The organism is uncultured Brachyspira sp., from assembly GCF_949287625.1.
Classification (GTDB): domain Bacteria; phylum Spirochaetota; class Brachyspiria; order Brachyspirales; family Brachyspiraceae; genus Brachyspira.
On sequence record NZ_CASEGO010000005.1, the window covers coordinates 1 to 16,487 of the forward strand.

At 28.5% G+C, this 16,487-nt stretch carries 15 protein-coding genes; 8 read left to right on the forward strand and 7 right to left on the reverse strand.

Annotation, left to right across the window (positions count from 1 at the left end):
- Nucleotides 1–548 precede the first annotated feature (548 nt).
- The 4 genes from Q1X91_RS01915 to Q1X91_RS01930 all read left to right on the forward strand — a co-directional run bounded on the left by Q1X91_RS01915 (nucleotide 549) and on the right by Q1X91_RS01930 (nucleotide 4,747).
- Nucleotides 549–2,405, forward strand: coding sequence for an MATE family efflux transporter (locus Q1X91_RS01915; RefSeq protein WP_300752849.1), 1,857 nt, complete (start codon nucleotides 549–551; stop codon nucleotides 2,403–2,405).
- A gap of 14 nt (nucleotides 2,406–2,419) precedes the next feature.
- Nucleotides 2,420–3,118: a 2-C-methyl-D-erythritol 4-phosphate cytidylyltransferase gene (gene ispD, locus Q1X91_RS01920; protein WP_300752851.1), complete on the forward strand. Its 699-nt coding sequence runs from the start codon at nucleotides 2,420–2,422 to the stop codon at nucleotides 3,116–3,118.
- 77 nt (nucleotides 3,119–3,195) lie between these two features.
- A complete protein-coding gene (locus Q1X91_RS01925) occupies nucleotides 3,196–3,744 on the forward strand; it encodes a UvrB/UvrC motif-containing protein (protein WP_300752853.1) in 549 nt (182 codons plus the stop codon).
- Nucleotides 3,734–4,747 carry a guanido phosphotransferase gene (locus Q1X91_RS01930; RefSeq protein WP_300752856.1) on the forward strand — a complete coding sequence of 338 codons (1,014 nt, stop codon included), beginning with the start codon at nucleotides 3,734–3,736 and terminating at the stop codon, nucleotides 4,745–4,747. The genes Q1X91_RS01925 and Q1X91_RS01930 overlap by 11 nt, the downstream gene beginning before the upstream one ends.
- A gap of 63 nt (nucleotides 4,748–4,810) precedes the next feature.
- Here Q1X91_RS01930 and trxB read toward each other — a convergent pair whose 3' ends face one another.
- Nucleotides 4,811–5,743, reverse strand: a complete 933-nt coding sequence (gene trxB / locus Q1X91_RS01935) for a thioredoxin-disulfide reductase (protein ID WP_300752859.1) — start codon at nucleotides 5,741–5,743, stop codon at nucleotides 4,811–4,813.
- An 83-nt stretch (nucleotides 5,744–5,826) separates the two neighbouring features.
- Nucleotides 5,827–7,305, reverse strand: a complete 1,479-nt coding sequence (locus tag Q1X91_RS01940; protein WP_300752862.1) for a helix-turn-helix domain-containing protein — start codon at nucleotides 7,303–7,305, stop codon at nucleotides 5,827–5,829.
- A 505-nt stretch (nucleotides 7,306–7,810) separates the two neighbouring features.
- Here Q1X91_RS01940 and Q1X91_RS01945 point away from each other — a divergent pair.
- Complete coding sequence (locus tag Q1X91_RS01945) at nucleotides 7,811–8,296, forward strand: hypothetical protein (protein WP_300752864.1); 486 nt, start codon at nucleotides 7,811–7,813, stop codon at nucleotides 8,294–8,296.
- Between the two features lie 85 nt (nucleotides 8,297–8,381).
- Here Q1X91_RS01945 and Q1X91_RS01950 read toward each other — a convergent pair whose 3' ends face one another.
- The 5 genes from Q1X91_RS01950 to Q1X91_RS01970 form a co-directional block, all read right to left on the reverse strand.
- Nucleotides 8,382–9,905, reverse strand: a complete 1,524-nt coding sequence (locus Q1X91_RS01950; protein ID WP_300752866.1) for a YifB family Mg chelatase-like AAA ATPase — start codon at nucleotides 9,903–9,905, stop codon at nucleotides 8,382–8,384.
- 615 nt (nucleotides 9,906–10,520) lie between these two features.
- Complete coding sequence (locus Q1X91_RS01955) at nucleotides 10,521–11,348, reverse strand: sulfide/dihydroorotate dehydrogenase-like FAD/NAD-binding protein (protein WP_020004631.1); 828 nt, start codon at nucleotides 11,346–11,348, stop codon at nucleotides 10,521–10,523.
- Nucleotides 11,349–11,385: 37 nt separating this feature from the next.
- Nucleotides 11,386–11,817, reverse strand: coding sequence for a 50S ribosomal protein L19 (rplS, locus tag Q1X91_RS01960; protein WP_300752868.1), 432 nt, complete (start codon nucleotides 11,815–11,817; stop codon nucleotides 11,386–11,388).
- Between the two features lie 193 nt (nucleotides 11,818–12,010).
- Entirely contained in the window at nucleotides 12,011–13,045 is a 1,035-nt protein-coding gene (locus Q1X91_RS01965) for a LacI family DNA-binding transcriptional regulator (protein ID WP_300752871.1), read from the reverse strand.
- Between the two features lie 117 nt (nucleotides 13,046–13,162).
- Complete coding sequence (locus Q1X91_RS01970; protein ID WP_300752873.1) at nucleotides 13,163–13,771, reverse strand: LemA family protein; 609 nt, start codon at nucleotides 13,769–13,771, stop codon at nucleotides 13,163–13,165.
- Between the two features lie 235 nt (nucleotides 13,772–14,006).
- Here Q1X91_RS01970 and Q1X91_RS01975 point away from each other — a divergent pair, with 235 nt between their 5' ends.
- The 3 genes from Q1X91_RS01975 (at nucleotide 14,007) to Q1X91_RS01985 (ending at nucleotide 16,302) form a co-directional block, all read left to right on the forward strand.
- Nucleotides 14,007–14,750, forward strand: a complete 744-nt coding sequence (locus Q1X91_RS01975; protein WP_300752876.1) for a basic amino acid ABC transporter substrate-binding protein — start codon at nucleotides 14,007–14,009, stop codon at nucleotides 14,748–14,750.
- Between the two features lie 117 nt (nucleotides 14,751–14,867).
- A complete protein-coding gene (locus tag Q1X91_RS01980; RefSeq protein ID WP_300752879.1) occupies nucleotides 14,868–15,581 on the forward strand; it encodes an amino acid ABC transporter permease in 714 nt (237 codons plus the stop codon).
- Complete coding sequence (locus Q1X91_RS01985; protein WP_300752881.1) at nucleotides 15,574–16,302, forward strand: amino acid ABC transporter ATP-binding protein; 729 nt, start codon at nucleotides 15,574–15,576, stop codon at nucleotides 16,300–16,302. The genes Q1X91_RS01980 and Q1X91_RS01985 overlap by 8 nt, the downstream gene beginning before the upstream one ends.
- The last annotated feature ends 185 nt before the right edge of the window (nucleotides 16,303–16,487 follow it).

The window sequence follows — 16,487 nt, forward strand, 5'->3', positions numbered from 1 at the left end:
AAATATAGCCTTTTTGCTTCTTTGTGGCAACAAAAGAAGTGGGGGTGTGGGGGCTAGTCCCCACAAATACTAAAATTTAAAAATTTATTTTTTGACAAACTATAGTTGTTTAGGTATATACTGAAAATTTTTAAGTTTGTCAATTTTTTTGTTGTTCTTTTGCCGCATTCGCTTACCTATAGCACGCAGAGTGAGGCGGACAGCGTCACAAAAGAAGTGCGGGCACAGCATGACCATGTACTTTGTAAGGGTAAAGCACTTACATAATTAAAAAACATCATGTTTTAAATTATTATAATAGTTTTGAAACAAGTACAATATATATTCAGTATTTTTATATTAAGTTATGAATGAAATTATTATAATTTTTAAATATTATCAAAATAATCTTTAAAAGTTTTATTATTATTGGTATAATATAGCCTTTATATGCGGGTAAAATATTATATAAATTTTTTATCAATATAATTTTTTGTATTATATGTATTTATTGTTTTATTAAATATATAATATTATGATGTTTTTTTATAAGTAAAAGGAAATTATTTATGGTCAATTTTTTTAAAAGTCAGTCAACAGAAGCAAGGCGTGATTTAATACTTCATGGTTCTATTACTAATACATTAATAATGCTTTCTATACCAACACTTATGATGAGTTTAGTTCAGTCATTAATACCATTAATGGACGGGCTTTTTCTTAATAATGTTACAGGTACTATTATAGCAAGCAGTGTAAACTTTGCTGAACCTATTATTAATATGATGACAGCATTATCTCAAGGTTTGGGGGTTGCTGCTATGGCAATAGTGGGGCAGTATAATGGACTTGGTGATTTTACGAATGCCAAAAAGATATCAACTCAAATAGTAGTTACTGGTGTTTTATTTGGTATTGCTATGGGACCTACACTTTATATTGTAAGTATATTAGTTTCTATGAATTTACAGCCAGGCATTAAAGAAAATGTATATCAGTATTTATCATTATACAGTTTTGTTATGCCTATGACATTTTTGGCCGCTTTATATAATGGTATAAAAAATGCCAATGGTAAGCCTGAAGCTACTTTTATAAGAAGCGTTATACTTCTTCTTTTAAAAATTGTATTTAATTTTATATATGTTTATTTTATGCACTTAAAAATAGTAGGAAGCGTATTAGCATCATTTTCTACATATTTAATAGTTACAGCTTGGATGTATTATGATTTATTTATAAAAAAGAGCGATGATAAATTATCTTTAAAAGATTTTAAATTTGATAGATCCATTTTAAAAGAACTTATGATAATAGGTGTTCCTTCAATGCTTACCACTTTTTTAAGCAATTTAGGTTTCTTTTTAATTAATACCGAAGTAGAAAAATACGGAGCTACTATATTAAATGGTCAGGGTATAGCCAATAATATAACTACCGTATGTTTTAATCTTCCAGCTGCATTTGGTTCTGCTGTTACAACTATGGTTAGTATGAATATAGGAGCTAAATATGCCGATAAGGCAAAAAAGTCATGCTATACAGGTATGGTATTAAGTGCAATTACTGCAATTATACTTATAGCCATTGTTATACCTCTTACTCCTCATATAACAATATTATTTACTAGGGAGGCAGAAGATTTATATGTTGCTAATGGTGCTTTGCCTATTTTTGCATTAGGGGTATTAGGTTTTGGTATTACTATGGTTGTGCAGGGTGCATTAATAGGTCTTGGAAGGACGAGAGTACCTCTTATAATCAGTATACTTAGGATATGGTTCTTAAGATTTATATTTATCATTGTAACTACGAAGTATTTATCTTATTGGTCAGTATTCTGGGGCAATTTATTTTCTAATACTATGTCTGGAGTTATAGCATTTATTATTATATCAAAAGTTCCTTGGGTATCTGTTATTAATTTAAAAACTCAAAACAGCGTTATTTTAAGAACAAGACTTTTTATAGATTCTTTAGGTGCTAAACTTTTCCCTAAAAATATTGGTAAAAGGAAAGATTATATTCAGAAGATGAGAGAGAAATTAAGCAAAATAAAAGACCCTGTAAAACTTGTACTATTTAGAGAAAAGGAAATAGAGAAAATAGAAAAGATGCAGGAAAGAGAAGAAAAAGCTAAGAAAAGAGAAGAGATGAAAAGATTAGAGAGAGCTGAATGGAAAATGCAGCTTGAAGAGATAAAAGAAAAAAGAGAGAAGATAAATCAGGAAAGAAAAGAGTATAATGAAAATAGAAAAAGAGAGAAAGAAGAGAAAAAATTGAAAATGAAACAGGAAGTTCAGGCTAGAAGAGAGGCAAGACATAAACTTAGAGATGAAAGAAATATAGAAAAAGAAAAACGAAGAGAAGAGAGAAGAATGCTTAGAGATAAAAATAATAAAAAAGACAATACAGAAAATAATTAAGAGATATAATATTTATGAATACAACTTTAGTAGTATTAATAGCTGGAAGTTCTAAACGTTTCGGCGGTAAAGTAAAAAAGCAGTTTATAAAAGTAGATAAAAAGCCAATATTTGTACATACTTTAATAAATATGCTTAAATTTAATTTTGATAATATTGTGTTGGTAAGCTCCAAAGATGATATAAAAAATATAAAAAAATATATAGAAAAAGAAGAGAGCATAAAAGAAAATGCTAAAAAAAATATGCATTATATAGAAGGCGGAAGTGAGAGGGTATATTCAGTATATAATGCTGTTGTTTTTATAAAAGATAATATAAAGACTGATTATGTATTTATTCATGATGGGGTTAGACCTCTTGTAAGTAAAAATGAAATAAAATCTTTATATGATGCTGTATTAGAGCATGATGCTGCAATATTAGCTTCAAAGGTTGTTGATACTATAAAAAAAGCTGATGATAATAATAATATAATAGAGACTATAGACAGAACATATCTTTATAGGGCAGCTACTCCTCAGGGCTTTAAATTTGATAATTATATTACAGCTATTGAAAAATATATTAATGATAAAAATGCCAATTTAGCTACAGATGATGCTGAGATATACAGCAAATACTTTGGAAATGTAAAAATAGTTTTATGTTCATCTAATAATATAAAGATTACGAGTAAAGAGGACTTGAATATTTTTATTAAATTGAAGTAAAAGTATATAAATTATTTGCTTTTTTTCTTATTAAATGATAAAATTTTCAAACTAAGTTATTTAGGGGTTTATATATTTTGAAATGCGATATATGCGGTAAAGAGAAGGCTGTATTACATATTCAGGAAATTATAGGTAATGAGCGTCATCAGATAAATATATGTAAAGAATGCGAGATTAACGGCAATATTATGGAGAAATGTCTTGAGCTTGAATTCGATAATATTGATACAGCGTTTCCTAATTACAGATCTCTGCCTTCAAAAAAGAAAAAGAAGAAAGTTCCTAATTCTAATAAAGTATGCAAAGTATGCGGTTATTCTTTGGAAGACTTTTTAAAGACAGGGGCAGTATGCTGTCCTAAATGTTATGAATATTTAAAATCAGATTTATCTAAATCGGTTAAAAAGATACATAGAGAGAATAAACATATAGGTAAAATATCTAATAAAAATTTAAGCTTCAGAGATATAGAATCAAAAATAGAAGAGTATAAAGAAAAAATAGAACTGTTAATAAAAATAGAAAATTTTGAAGAGGCTGCTTTAATAAGAGACAAACTTGAAACTCTGCAGCATGATTTAATATCTAAAAAAACTAAGAGCGAAAAAAAAGATGTCCGTTAATAACAGCATAGCAAATTGGATATATCAGAAAGGAAATGATGATAATATAGTATTATATTCAAAAGTTTCAATTTATAGAAATTTGGATAATATAAGATTCTTTTATCATATGGATAAAGAAGATTTTGATAAAACCGAATCTATTTTAAGAACAAATATAGAAAATTTAAATCATGAGTTTGAATATATAAAACTTTTTAATGAACCTAATTTGAATATACGCATACTAATAGAAAATCTTACAATACCAAAAAATAAAAATTTAGTTAATGCTTCATTATATACTGATATAAATCAATCTTCATCTTTGCTTATAAACTCTAATGAACATTTGGAAATACAGACTATAGCAAGGGGATTAGAACTTGAGGACTGTTTCAATAGGGCATACAAGATAGAAAATGAATTAGACAAAAAAATAGATTTTGCCTATGATAAAAAGTTCGGATTTTTAACTAGCTCCCCTGATATAATAGGTACTGCTATGAGTGTGAATGTATGTTTGGCTATACCTTGTCTTATTTGGAAAACCCCTGATAATATAGATTATTTTGTTAATGAATGTGCTAAAATGGGATTTGAAGCTAGTATAAAAAACGGGCTTATGTATATAAAAAATAATATTATGATAGGAGTTACTGAGAAGTTTATACTTGACGGTATTATCGAAAAAGTTAAAGAAATATCGGAAAAAGAGAAAAGAATAAGAAGCAGAATAAAAAAATTGGATAGAATAGAAATTGAAGATAGAATATACAGAAGCAGAGCAATATTATTATCAGCAAGAACTCTCAAATATAAAGAGCTTATAAAGTATAGTTTATGGCTTAGAGTAGGTATTGATTACGGGATACTTGAGGATTTGGAGCTTGATACTTTATATTATATTATAGCAGCTGGAAGAAGCGGACATTTAAAGCAGTTATATCAGAAAAGCAGCTATTATAAAAATATAGACGAAATGAGAGCTAATGTTATAAGAGATATTTTAAAAAATAAATGAGCATAATGTTTTAAGTTATGCTCATTTTTTATTAGTTTATTATAATTAATTTAAAAAATTTAATTATGCTTTGTTTAGATAATTTGTGGCACTTACAGCAGCAACAGCACCTTCTCCTACAGCATTGGCAACCTGACGTATTGGTTTGAATATAGAATCTCCGCATGCAAATACGCCTTCAATATTAGTTTCCATTGTAGACATATTTGTAACTATATGACCAGTTTCTTTTAATTCTATTCCAGTATCTTTTAAGAAATGAGTAGCAGGTTCTTGTCCTACAAATACGAATACTCCGTCTACTGCTTGTTCATGAATACTTCCGTCTAGTACATTTTTGATTTTTATGCTAGTAACTTTACTGTCTCCGCAAATTTCATCTATAACAGAATCAAGTACATATTCTACCTTTCCAGTATCTGTTAAATGTTTTACGTTTATAGGTTCAGCTCTAAACTCTTTTCTTCTATGAACTAAATATATTTTATTAACAAATCTTGTAAGGAAATAAGCCTCATCAAAAGCACTGTTTCCTCCTCCTACTACAGCAACAGTTTTATTTCTGTAGAAAGCCCCGTCACATGTAGCACAGTATGAAACACCTTTTGCCGAAAAAGTATCCTCTCCTTTAGTTCCTAATTTTTTGGCAAAGCCTCCCATAGCAAGTATTATAGTTTTTGTTTCATAAGTTTTTCCGTCAGCTGTGATAACTTTTTTTATCTTTTCTTTTATGTCCTCTATTTTTATAACTTCATCATAAACTATTTCATTTTTTGAAAACTTTTCAGCATGCTGCTGCATTTTTGCAACAAGTTCAAAAGAGCTTATCTCTTCTGGAAAGCCTAGATAATTTTCAACTGTATCAGTACTCATCATCTGACCGCCAGCTCCTTTTTTCTCTATTAGAAGAGAGTTTGTTAAAGCTCTGCCCAAATACAGCATAGCAGAAAGCCCTGCAGGACCTCCGCCTATTATAATACTATCATATACAGACATATATAAACACTCCTTTATTATTAATAATAATTATTATATGGTATTAATTATAAATAGTCAAGTTAGATATATAAAACATTTAATTATTTAAAATGCTTTTTAACATAAGCTATTATTTCACTAGCATTAGCTATTTCTCTTGAAGAGTTTCCTACACGTATATAGAATTTCTCTTCTTTTGCCCCTTGTTTGTTTGTAATTTTAGTATATACGGGTTCTTTTCCTTTGCTTATATAAACTATACATATATCTTTTTCATCTTCGGTAACAAAATCAATTCTTATTCCCTCAGCAGAGAAAGCATTTCCGTAATATGTTTCAATAAGTGTTCTTAAATGAAGTTCAAAGAAATCTCTGTTGGCATGTTTCAATGTACTGTAATCATGCTCAAGCCCTAATATTTCGCCGTCATTTGATATACCTATGAATAATCTTCCGCCCTCTGTATTGCTGAATGCTGCTATTGATTTCATGATTACTTCTTCTAATGCTTTATTAATTTTTTCAGTATTGCTGTCGTATCTCAAGCTGGATTTGAACTCTACATTAGTGTTTTCGCCTTCTTCAATAATTTTCTTTATATTCATATGATTTCTTTTAAGCTCTTCTATGATTCTAATATAATGAACGGCTAATATAACAACAAGTATTACACTAATAGAAATAAATACAATTAAGAATAATATAATAGGAACCTGTATTTTATTTATAAGTGCCTTTTCTGGTATGATGATTCCTATTTCTATATTATTGTCCGCTACAGAGAATGAACCCTTATATCCCCAATATATATTATCTTTATATAATACTTTTAACATATCCTCATTAGTACCGTTAAATTCTTCAGTCATAATATCTGCTATGGCATTATAATCAAGTACTGTTATATTATCACTTGTATTGCTGTTTGTACTAGTGTATGATACTGGGAATGTTATTTTGCTGTTTCCAGTAACCAAATAAGCATAAATATTTTCTATATTCTTAAGCTCAACATCATTAAAATTTACATTAAACTGAGATATATATTCAAATGCTATATTTTCATTTGCTATGTATATTAAATGTATATAAGGTTTTCCATCTCTTATATAAAAGGAATCTATACTTAATTGTTCAAAAGGTACAGAGGCATACTGATTGCTTTCAGTGCTGTTTGTTACAATATGCCCTACAACTTTGTATCCGTTTACTTCTTTTGTAATAGACATATAGTTATTTCCGACTTTCATAGCAGCTTTTTCTATAAATGTATGCTTTGGGAAGAAATTGGTTATAAGTAATTTATATGCTTCTGGTGCCTTGTTTACTATATCAAATATAGGTGTCATCTGCATAGAGAAGTAGTATGTAGGATAAAATATTTTAGAATACTCTTCTACTATAGAAGTTTTCACGTCCTGAAAGAGGGATTTAAAAATAAATTTAATAGGTATAGGGCTTCTCATCTGTATATATATCAAAAAAGTTATAAATAAGAACAATATCAATATAACTACATCTCTTAATATTCTATTTCTTAACTCAGATTTAGAGAAGAATCTGCCAGATACAATCTTCATACCATATCCATATAAAAGTCCTATATACATGTTATGATAACATATATTTAATATATATCAACCTAAATATATTAAAAATGGTTAAAATTACATATATATGGTATGTTATTAAAGTATTATTTACAAAAGTATATTTTTTTTGTAAAAAGTGTATAAAAAATATATTGACTTTTTAATAGTTTATAGTAGACTTTAGTTAAATAACTGAAAGGTAACATGATGTTTGTTTTAATTAAAAAATCGCATCGCATCGCATCGCATCGCATCTAGTATATCTTTATAATTTCTTATTATATAAAATCAGTCTATCATTTTTATTTTATTTCATTAAAAATTATAAATTTAATTCATTAATAAATTATATACATCAAAAATATATTTTCATATACATCTATGTTCAATATGTAGTACAAACATATAAATCTAGCTTTTTGCCTTATAAAGCCAATAAATTTGATGGAATTATGAGGTATATTATAATTTTTTTATTAAGGAGTGTTCAATTATGAACAAAAAATTTTTTAAATTATTTTTATTAATATCTTTATTTTCTTTATTTGCTGTAGCATGCAGCAATAAAAGTACAGGTCCTGAAAAGACAGAAGATACTTCTAAAACAATAACAGTATCTAAAATTTTAGAAGTGTTGAAAACTGTTCCTAAACTTGAAGTTGGCGGAGAAACTTGGGACTTCTCTACAATTACAGATCTTAGTCAAGTTCCTGAATTAACATCTACTACATCAGGAAGCGGTGCTGCAGCAGCTCAAGTAATGCAAGCTTTGACAGCTGGAGCAACTCCAATATTAGAAAAAAATGGTATAACAGCTAGTAATCCGCAAGTAACAGGAGGAGATGCTGGTACTAAAGATCCTTTAACTTTAACTCTTACAGTAGGAGTGCAAGATGGTTACACTGCTGATGCAGAAGTACAGAAATTATTTGCAAATGGTTTAACAATAAAATTCATTCCTAAAGCAAATTGGAAATAATTAATTAAAAGATTAATTAATTAACCTTTTAATATGGGCAGGTAATATTATATTATCTGCCTTTTATTTTATAAAAATATAACATTTAATTTAAGTTAAACCTATACTGAAGTGCCTCTGTAACATGATCAACTCCTATAATCTCTTTTTCTTCCAAATCGGCTATGGTTCTTGATACTTTTAATATTTTATTATAGCTTCTTGCACTCATTGAAAATCTTTCCATAGCTAGATTAAGTAAATTTCTTGCTTTATCGTCTAATATGCAGAACTTTTCAGTGTCTTTTATACCCATAGAAGAGTTTGAAAATATTTTTAGCGAGTTTTCTTTAAAGCGTTTTTCCTGTATTTTTCTTGCTTTTGTAACTATTTTTCGCATAGATTTAGAGCTTTCTCCGTCAGCTTTTGAAGTCATTTTATTATAATCAACAGCACGCACCTCTATTGATATGTCTATTCTGTCTAGTATAGGTCCGGAAAGTTTGGCAATGTATTTTTTTCTAGCTATATCAGAGCATCTGCAAGTATGTTTTTCATCTCCGTAATAACCGCATGGGCATGGATTCATAGCCGCAATCAATGTAAAGTTAGCAGGAAAAGAAATACTGCCGTTTGCCCTGCTTATAGTTATAGTTTTTTCTTCCATAGGCTCTCTTAAAGTTTGTAATGCTGAGCTTTGAAACTCTACAAACTCATCAAGAAATAAAACTCCGTTATGTGCCAATGTAATTTCTCCAGCCTTTATGTTTCTTCCTCCTCCTACAAGGCTTACATAAGAAGATGTATGATGAGGTATTCTAAACGGGCGTTTTTTTATTATAGGCATATTTTTTGACAATAGTCCGTAAGAAGAATATATTTTTGTCACTTCCAAGGCTTCTTCAAATGTAAGAGGCGGAAGTATTGTAGGTATTCTTTTTGCTATTAAAGTTTTTCCGCATCCGGGAGCTCCTATCATTATAAAATTATGTCCTCCGGCAGCTGCTATCATTGCGGCTCTTTTGGCATATTCCTGCCCTTTAACATCTGAAAAATCTATTTTATCATCATCAGAAGTATCAAAATTAAATCTGCCTTCTGAAACTATATAAGCCTTTTTTCCTTCGGCGGCATCTATTGCCTCTTTAAGTGTTTTTACTGGATAAAGATTAAGTCCTTCTATTATATTGGCTTCTTCCATATTATTAAATGGTATAATAGCGTTTTTTATTCCTAGTTCTTTGGCATTTAAAAGCATTGAAAATATTCCTTTTACTTCCCTTACACTTCCGTCTAAGGCAAGCTCTCCTAGTATAATAGTCTCTTCCATAGAATCTGAAAAAAATACCTGAGCACTTGATGATAATATTCCCAAAGCAAATGCCAAATCATACATACTACCAGTCTTTTTTATATCAGCAGGTGCTAAATTGATAGTTATTCTTTTTGGCGGAAAAAATCTGTCGCTGTTATTTATTGCCGCTATTACTCTTTCTTTGGCTTCATTAACTGCTTGGTCTGGAAGTCCTACAACATCAAATTTAGGCAGTCCTTCTGATATATTAACTTCTATTATAATAGGTATTCCTTCTATTCCGTAAAGAGCTTCTGAATATATTTTTGTATGCATATAAAAACTCCGTTATTTAATCATTATTATTTATATGCTTATAGTTAAACAAATTTTTTTATCCTTTTAAGCCTAGAATTTATAGAAAATTGTAAAAAATTGAGATTTTTTTAAATATAGCTAAACAGATATAATTTGTCAATTTTTTTATTGTTCTTTTTCCCGCCGCAAAAAGAACCTTATATCCTCAACAAGCTCGGATACGCTTCGCAAAAGTGCAAGTGTAACAATAATACTAAATAGTACTAATTATGTTTTACATGTAGAATAAATTGTAAAATTTAGCCAGAAATATAGCCTTTCGCTGCCGACACCACAGGCGGACTTCGTCAGCACGCAGAGCGTGTGGGCTGTGCCTGCTTCTCGCCTGCCTACGGCACACAGAGTGAGGCGTACTTCGTATGTGGCACACATGCATACGGCACGGACAGACGTCACAAAAGAAGTGGAGGGTTACGAAGTACGCAGAGCGGGCACGACTGTGAAGCCTTGCAAATATTTTAAATTAAAAAAATAATTTTTTGATAAATTGTAATTGTTTAGGTATATACCGCATAAATAAAAAAGTTATAGCCCAATTTGGACTATAACTTTTAAATACAAATTTAATAAAAATTAATTAGCCAATTTTAAATTACATTCATGCTCTTCTTTTTTGTACATAGCCTGTCTTTTCATAAGAAGATCAAAATCAATCAAATGTCCGTCAAATTCAGGACCTTCAACACATGCAAATTTAGTTTGATCGCCAACTTTTACTCTGCAGCAGCCGCACATACCAGTACCATCTATCATAATAGGGTTCAAACTAACAACTGTAGGAAGATTATATTTTTTAGTAAGTATAGTTACAAATTTCATCATAATAGCAGGTCCGATAGCTATAACTTCAGATATTTTATCTCCTCTGTCATAGATTCTTTCTATCATATTAGTAACAACACCTTTTTCTCCATAGCTTCCATTGTCAGTACAAATAAGTACTTCATCAGATATTTTTCTCATCATATCTTCCATAATGATAAGTGATTTATCTCTGGCACCTAATATAGAGATAACTTTATTTCCAGCTTTATGATGAGCTTCCATTATAGGATGTAAAGGAGCAATACCAACACCGCCGCCTACACCTAAAACTATACCGTCTTTTTTCTCAATATGAGTAGGCTGACCCAAAGGTCCTATAACGTCTAATATTTCATCACCTACTTTAAGCTGCATAAGTTTAGAAGTAGAATATCCTATACTTTGAGTTACTATAGTAATAGTTCCAGCTTCTGTATCAGCATCGGCTATAGTAAGCGGTATTCTTTCGCCTTTTTCATCTAATCTAAAAATAATGAAGTTACCTGCTTTACGATGCTTAGCTATATCAGGAGCTACAACTTTCATCATAAATACTTTTTCTGACCATTGCTCTTTGGCAACTATTTTATAACCCATAAAAATTCTCCTTAAAAAATAACAAAATTAAAAAATATTATTCTGCTTTTGAAGAATCGCTTTCTTCAGCTTTATTTTCTTCAGCAGTATTTTTAATCAAATCTGAATGTTTAGGAATTTTCACGCCTAATCTTTCTACTAAGCGTGCTTTTTTACCAACTTTCTTTCTCAAATAGTAAAGTTTAGCTCTTCTTACTTTAGCTTTACGTATAATATCAACATGATCTATTCTAGGAGAATTAAGAAGGAATATTCTCTCAACACCTACACCATAAGAGATTTTTCTTACTATAAAACTTTTATTAATTCCTTTACCGCGTATAGAAATAACAGTACCTTCATAGGCCTGTAATCTTTCTCTGTCGCCTTCTATAATTTTAACCCATACTTTTAATGTATCACCTATTTCAAAAGGCAAAATAGCTTCTTTTTTATATTTTGCTTCTACTAATCTTATCTTTTGCTCCATTTTATATCTCCTAATAAATTTATTAATATTATTTTAATTTCTAATTTTTGAAAAAGTAAACAGATATAACATCATATAATATATCTTAAATATATTATCACAATATGTTAATTTTATCAAGTGAAATTATCAAATAAATTTTTATACAAGCAATAAGTGTAATGTATAAATATATAGCAATATAATAAAATTGTTAAATACCCAAGTTCTCAAAAAATATCACTTTAGAATCAGATACTTTCCAATTATTAGTTATATGATTTTTGTATATCATTTCAAACATCATTTTACCTGCATCATATCCTTCCATAAATACTTCTTCCATAATAGTAAATGAAATTATACCAGATTTTATTAATGATTTTATACTTCCAGCCATACCATGCGTAACTATTTTTTTACCATTTAGTATATTTTTATCTATTATATCATATATTTCCTGAGCATATCTATTTATATAAATACCTTTAATATCATATTTGACACACATTTCTTTGATTGTTTGAATACTGTCTTCTATATTGCCGCATAATATAGGACCTAATATACTTATATTTGTATGTTTTATTCTTTCTAAAAAACCTTCTAAATACATTCCAGAAGATATTTTATCATCACCATTATCTATTATAAGAAGTCCCTCATCATCTCTAAGCAGATTAGAAACTATGCCTGCTGCCATAGCACCTTGTTTTATATGATTGGGACCAACATGTGCAATCTTTTCAGAAAGTCTTGTTCCTATAGATATTATTTTTATCTTATTAAAATAAGGCTCTAAAATATTATAAATAACATCTCTATTTAATGGTGTTATTATGAGTCCGTCTATATCATCTTCTTTTAATATTTTTTTAAGCAGTTCTATTTGTTTATCAGGGGAATGTATTTCTGTAGCGGTTATTTTTAGATTATAATTGTATATTGAATACTCTTTCGATACAGTATTTAATCCGCGTATAATTTCGCTTGTATAAAACTCATTAAAAGAATATGCTACTAAACAATGAACAATCTTTTCTTTTTGATTTGCTAAAGAACTTCCTATATAATTTTTTTCATAATTGAGCTTTGAAGCTAATTCAAGTATTTTTGATTTTGTTTCTTCTTTAATAAACTCACTGCCGTTTATAGCCCTTGCAACAGTAGTTCTGCTTATTCCAAGTCTTTTTGCTATTTCTTTCTGAGTTACTCTTTTTAGATTTTTTAAATCTTCTATATTATTCATAAAGTTTGTATGTTTCCATATATTTACTCTGCATCTTGTTTATATTATAGTAAAACTTGCATTTTTTGCAAATACAATAACATACAATAAATATTATTTTTTATATTTTATTAATAATTATTGAAACATATGTGCGGTTTGTGCTATAATATTAGTACCCGTTTCAAATCTTAAAAAAGGAAATTTTCCCATTATTCCAGCCACTATACTTGAAGGAGGAGTTGTAGTTAATTTGTTATATTCAGCAACATAGTTGTTATAAAGCGAAATAGATTTTTTCTCATCTTCTATTATAGGACGCATTTCGCTTAATGCTGTTATATAATTCTGATTGGTTCTAAGAACTGGATAGTTTCTTGCTGTATAATTAATTTTATCAATATTTTCTGTTATTCTAGCCTGAAGATACTGATATTCCTGAAATGTTAATGGTTTTTCTATAAGTGTAGCATCGGCTTCTATAGTTTTTACCCTTTGTATATAATTACTTAATGAATGAAGCGTATATATATCTATTCTGGGTATAACAGATACTGCTTTATAATAATTTTCAGAAGCTATATTTTTTTTATAATATATATCTATAATAGTGTTCAAAGATTCTCTTGATAATTTTTCCTCTGTTAATATAGAAGTCTTAATAGATGTTGTAGATACTATTAAAAATATACTTGCTGCTATTATGTTTACTACTATAAATATTATTGCTACAGCAGAACCCCGCATTAATACTCCTGTTTTTTATAAATTGTTAGAATTATATATTATATAGTTTTTTTATACAAATTTATTTATTTTATTTATATTTTAAACAGTTAATAATACATTTTGTTATATAATTAGTATTTTTATTTTTACCTTGACTTTTTTATATTATTATATAAAATTGTTTGAAATAAGAAATTTTTACATATAGTATTTTTTAATTAATTCACACTATAATAATTTAGGAGAGCTTGCCATGTTTAAAAATAATCTTTTTAAAATAATTATAGCCGTATCTATTATTTTAACAGTATTTATAGGCTGTCAGAAAAAAGAGGACAAAAATAAACTCTATGTAGGAACAAATGCTGAATTTGAACCATTTGAATATAGAGAAGGCGATAATATTGTTGGTTTTGATATAGATTTGATAAACGAAATTGCAAAATTAATAGGAGCTGAAATTGAAGTTGTAGACATGCAGTTTGACGGACTTCTTCCAGCTTTAGAAGCTAAAAAAATAGACCTTATAGTAGCAGGTATGACTGCAACAGAAGAAAGAAAACAGTTTGTTAATTTCTCTGAACCTTATTATAATTCTAAACAGTCTATAGTTGTACTTTCAAATAATACTGATATATCATCTTTTGATAATTTTGCAGGCAAAAAAGTTGGGGTTGTATTAGGATATACTGGAGATATTTTGGTTAGTGAAATGACTAATGTAGAAGTTCAAAAATTTAATGCTACTTCTGAAACTATATTAGCATTAAAATCACAAAAAGTTGATGCTGTAGTTTTAGACTATGAACCTGCTAAAAATTATGTTGCTCAAAATAGTGAATTAAAATTAATAGAAACTGATTCTGCTACTGAAGAGTATTCTATAGCTATGAGAAAAGATGATACAGAACTTCTTACTAAAGTAAATGATGCTCTAAAAACTATTAATGAAAACGGAACTTATGAAACTTTAATCAATAAGTATTTTGAAAATTAATTATAATTAAAATATATATGTCTTCTCTTTATTTTTTTATTAATTTTGATAATATAAATTAAAAATTAATACATAAAAACTTAAAGAGAAGATATCTTTCTATAAAGGTTTGTTTATATGCTGGAATATTTGGAACTTCTTAAAGTAATATTCATATCAAATGGCAGATACATATATATTATAAAGGGATTAATATTTTCTGTAGGAACAACTGCCCTTGCTACTATTATAGGTATTATACTAGGTATTTTTATAGCACTGCTTCAGCTTTCAGAATTTTATCCATTCAAAAACTCAAAAAAATTAAGCAATTTTAATCCTCTCTCAAAAATAGCATTTTTATATGTTAATATTTTAAGAGGAACACCAGTTGTTGTACAGCTTATGATATGGGCTAATGTTGTATTTGTTGATAGTTTAAGAGATACGCCTATACTTATAATAGCAGCTATTGCTTTCGGTATTAACTCTGGAGCTTATGTTGCTGAAATTATAAGAGCTGGTATACAGAGTTTGGATAAAGGACAGATGGAAGCAGCCAGAGCTTTGGGTATGAATTACTCACTTTCTATGAAGGAAATTATAATACCGCAGGCGGTAAAAAAAATACTTCCTCCGCTTGTAAGTGAGTTTATAGCACTTCTTAAAGAAACTTCTGTTGTAGGTTTTATAGGAGGAGTTGACCTTCTTAGATCTGCTAATATCATTACAAGCCAAACCTATAGGGGAGTTGAACCTTTAATTGCTGTAGGAATAATATATTTTATACTAACTTCAATATTTGCTATGTTTATGAGAAAAGTTGAGGAGGGTTTGAGAGAAAGTGATTAAGATAAGAAATTTACATAAAAAATTCGGTAAACTGGAAGTTCTTAAAGGTATAGATGTTGATGTTAAAAAAGGCGAAATCATTGCTATAATAGGACCTTCCGGAAGCGGTAAATCAACATTCTTAAGATGCATTAATCGTCTTGAAGAGCCTTCAGAAGGAGACATTATCATAAACGGCAAAAATATTATGGACAAAGATACTGATATTAACCTTATGCGTCAGGAACTTGGAATGGTATTTCAGCATTTTAATTTGTTTCCTCATAAAACAGTTATGAAAAATATTACTTTAGCTCCTATAAAAGTAAAAAAAATTTCAAAAGAGAATGCTGAAAAAAAAGCTATTGAACTATTAGAAAAGGTAGGATTGGTTGATAAAAAAGATGTATATCCTAATAAACTTTCAGGCGGTCAAAAACAGAGAATAGCTATAGCAAGGGCATTGGCAATGGAACCAGACATTATGCTTTTTGATGAGCCTACTTCGGCATTAGACCCTGAAATGATTAAAGAAGTTTTGGACGTTATGGTTGAGCTTGCAAGAGAAGGTATGACTATGCTTATAGTTACTCATGAAATGGGATTTGCTAGAAATGTTGCTACTAGAATACTTTTTATGAATGATGGAAAAATACTTGAAGATGAAGAGCCTAATGAATTTTTCTCTAATCCTAAACATGAAAGAGTTAAAGACTTCTTGTATAAAGTATTACATAAATAATTGTAACTACATTAAAAACATTTTAAATAACCGCATTTTGATGTTTAATATATATATGTAATAGAGCTATTATCTTTTTGTAAAACATTGTATTTTATAATTTTACAGTTAATCTTCTCAAGTATTTTTTAAACAAGTTTGTTATCAATTATAATTATTGACTTATAATTTTTTTTATTTATAAT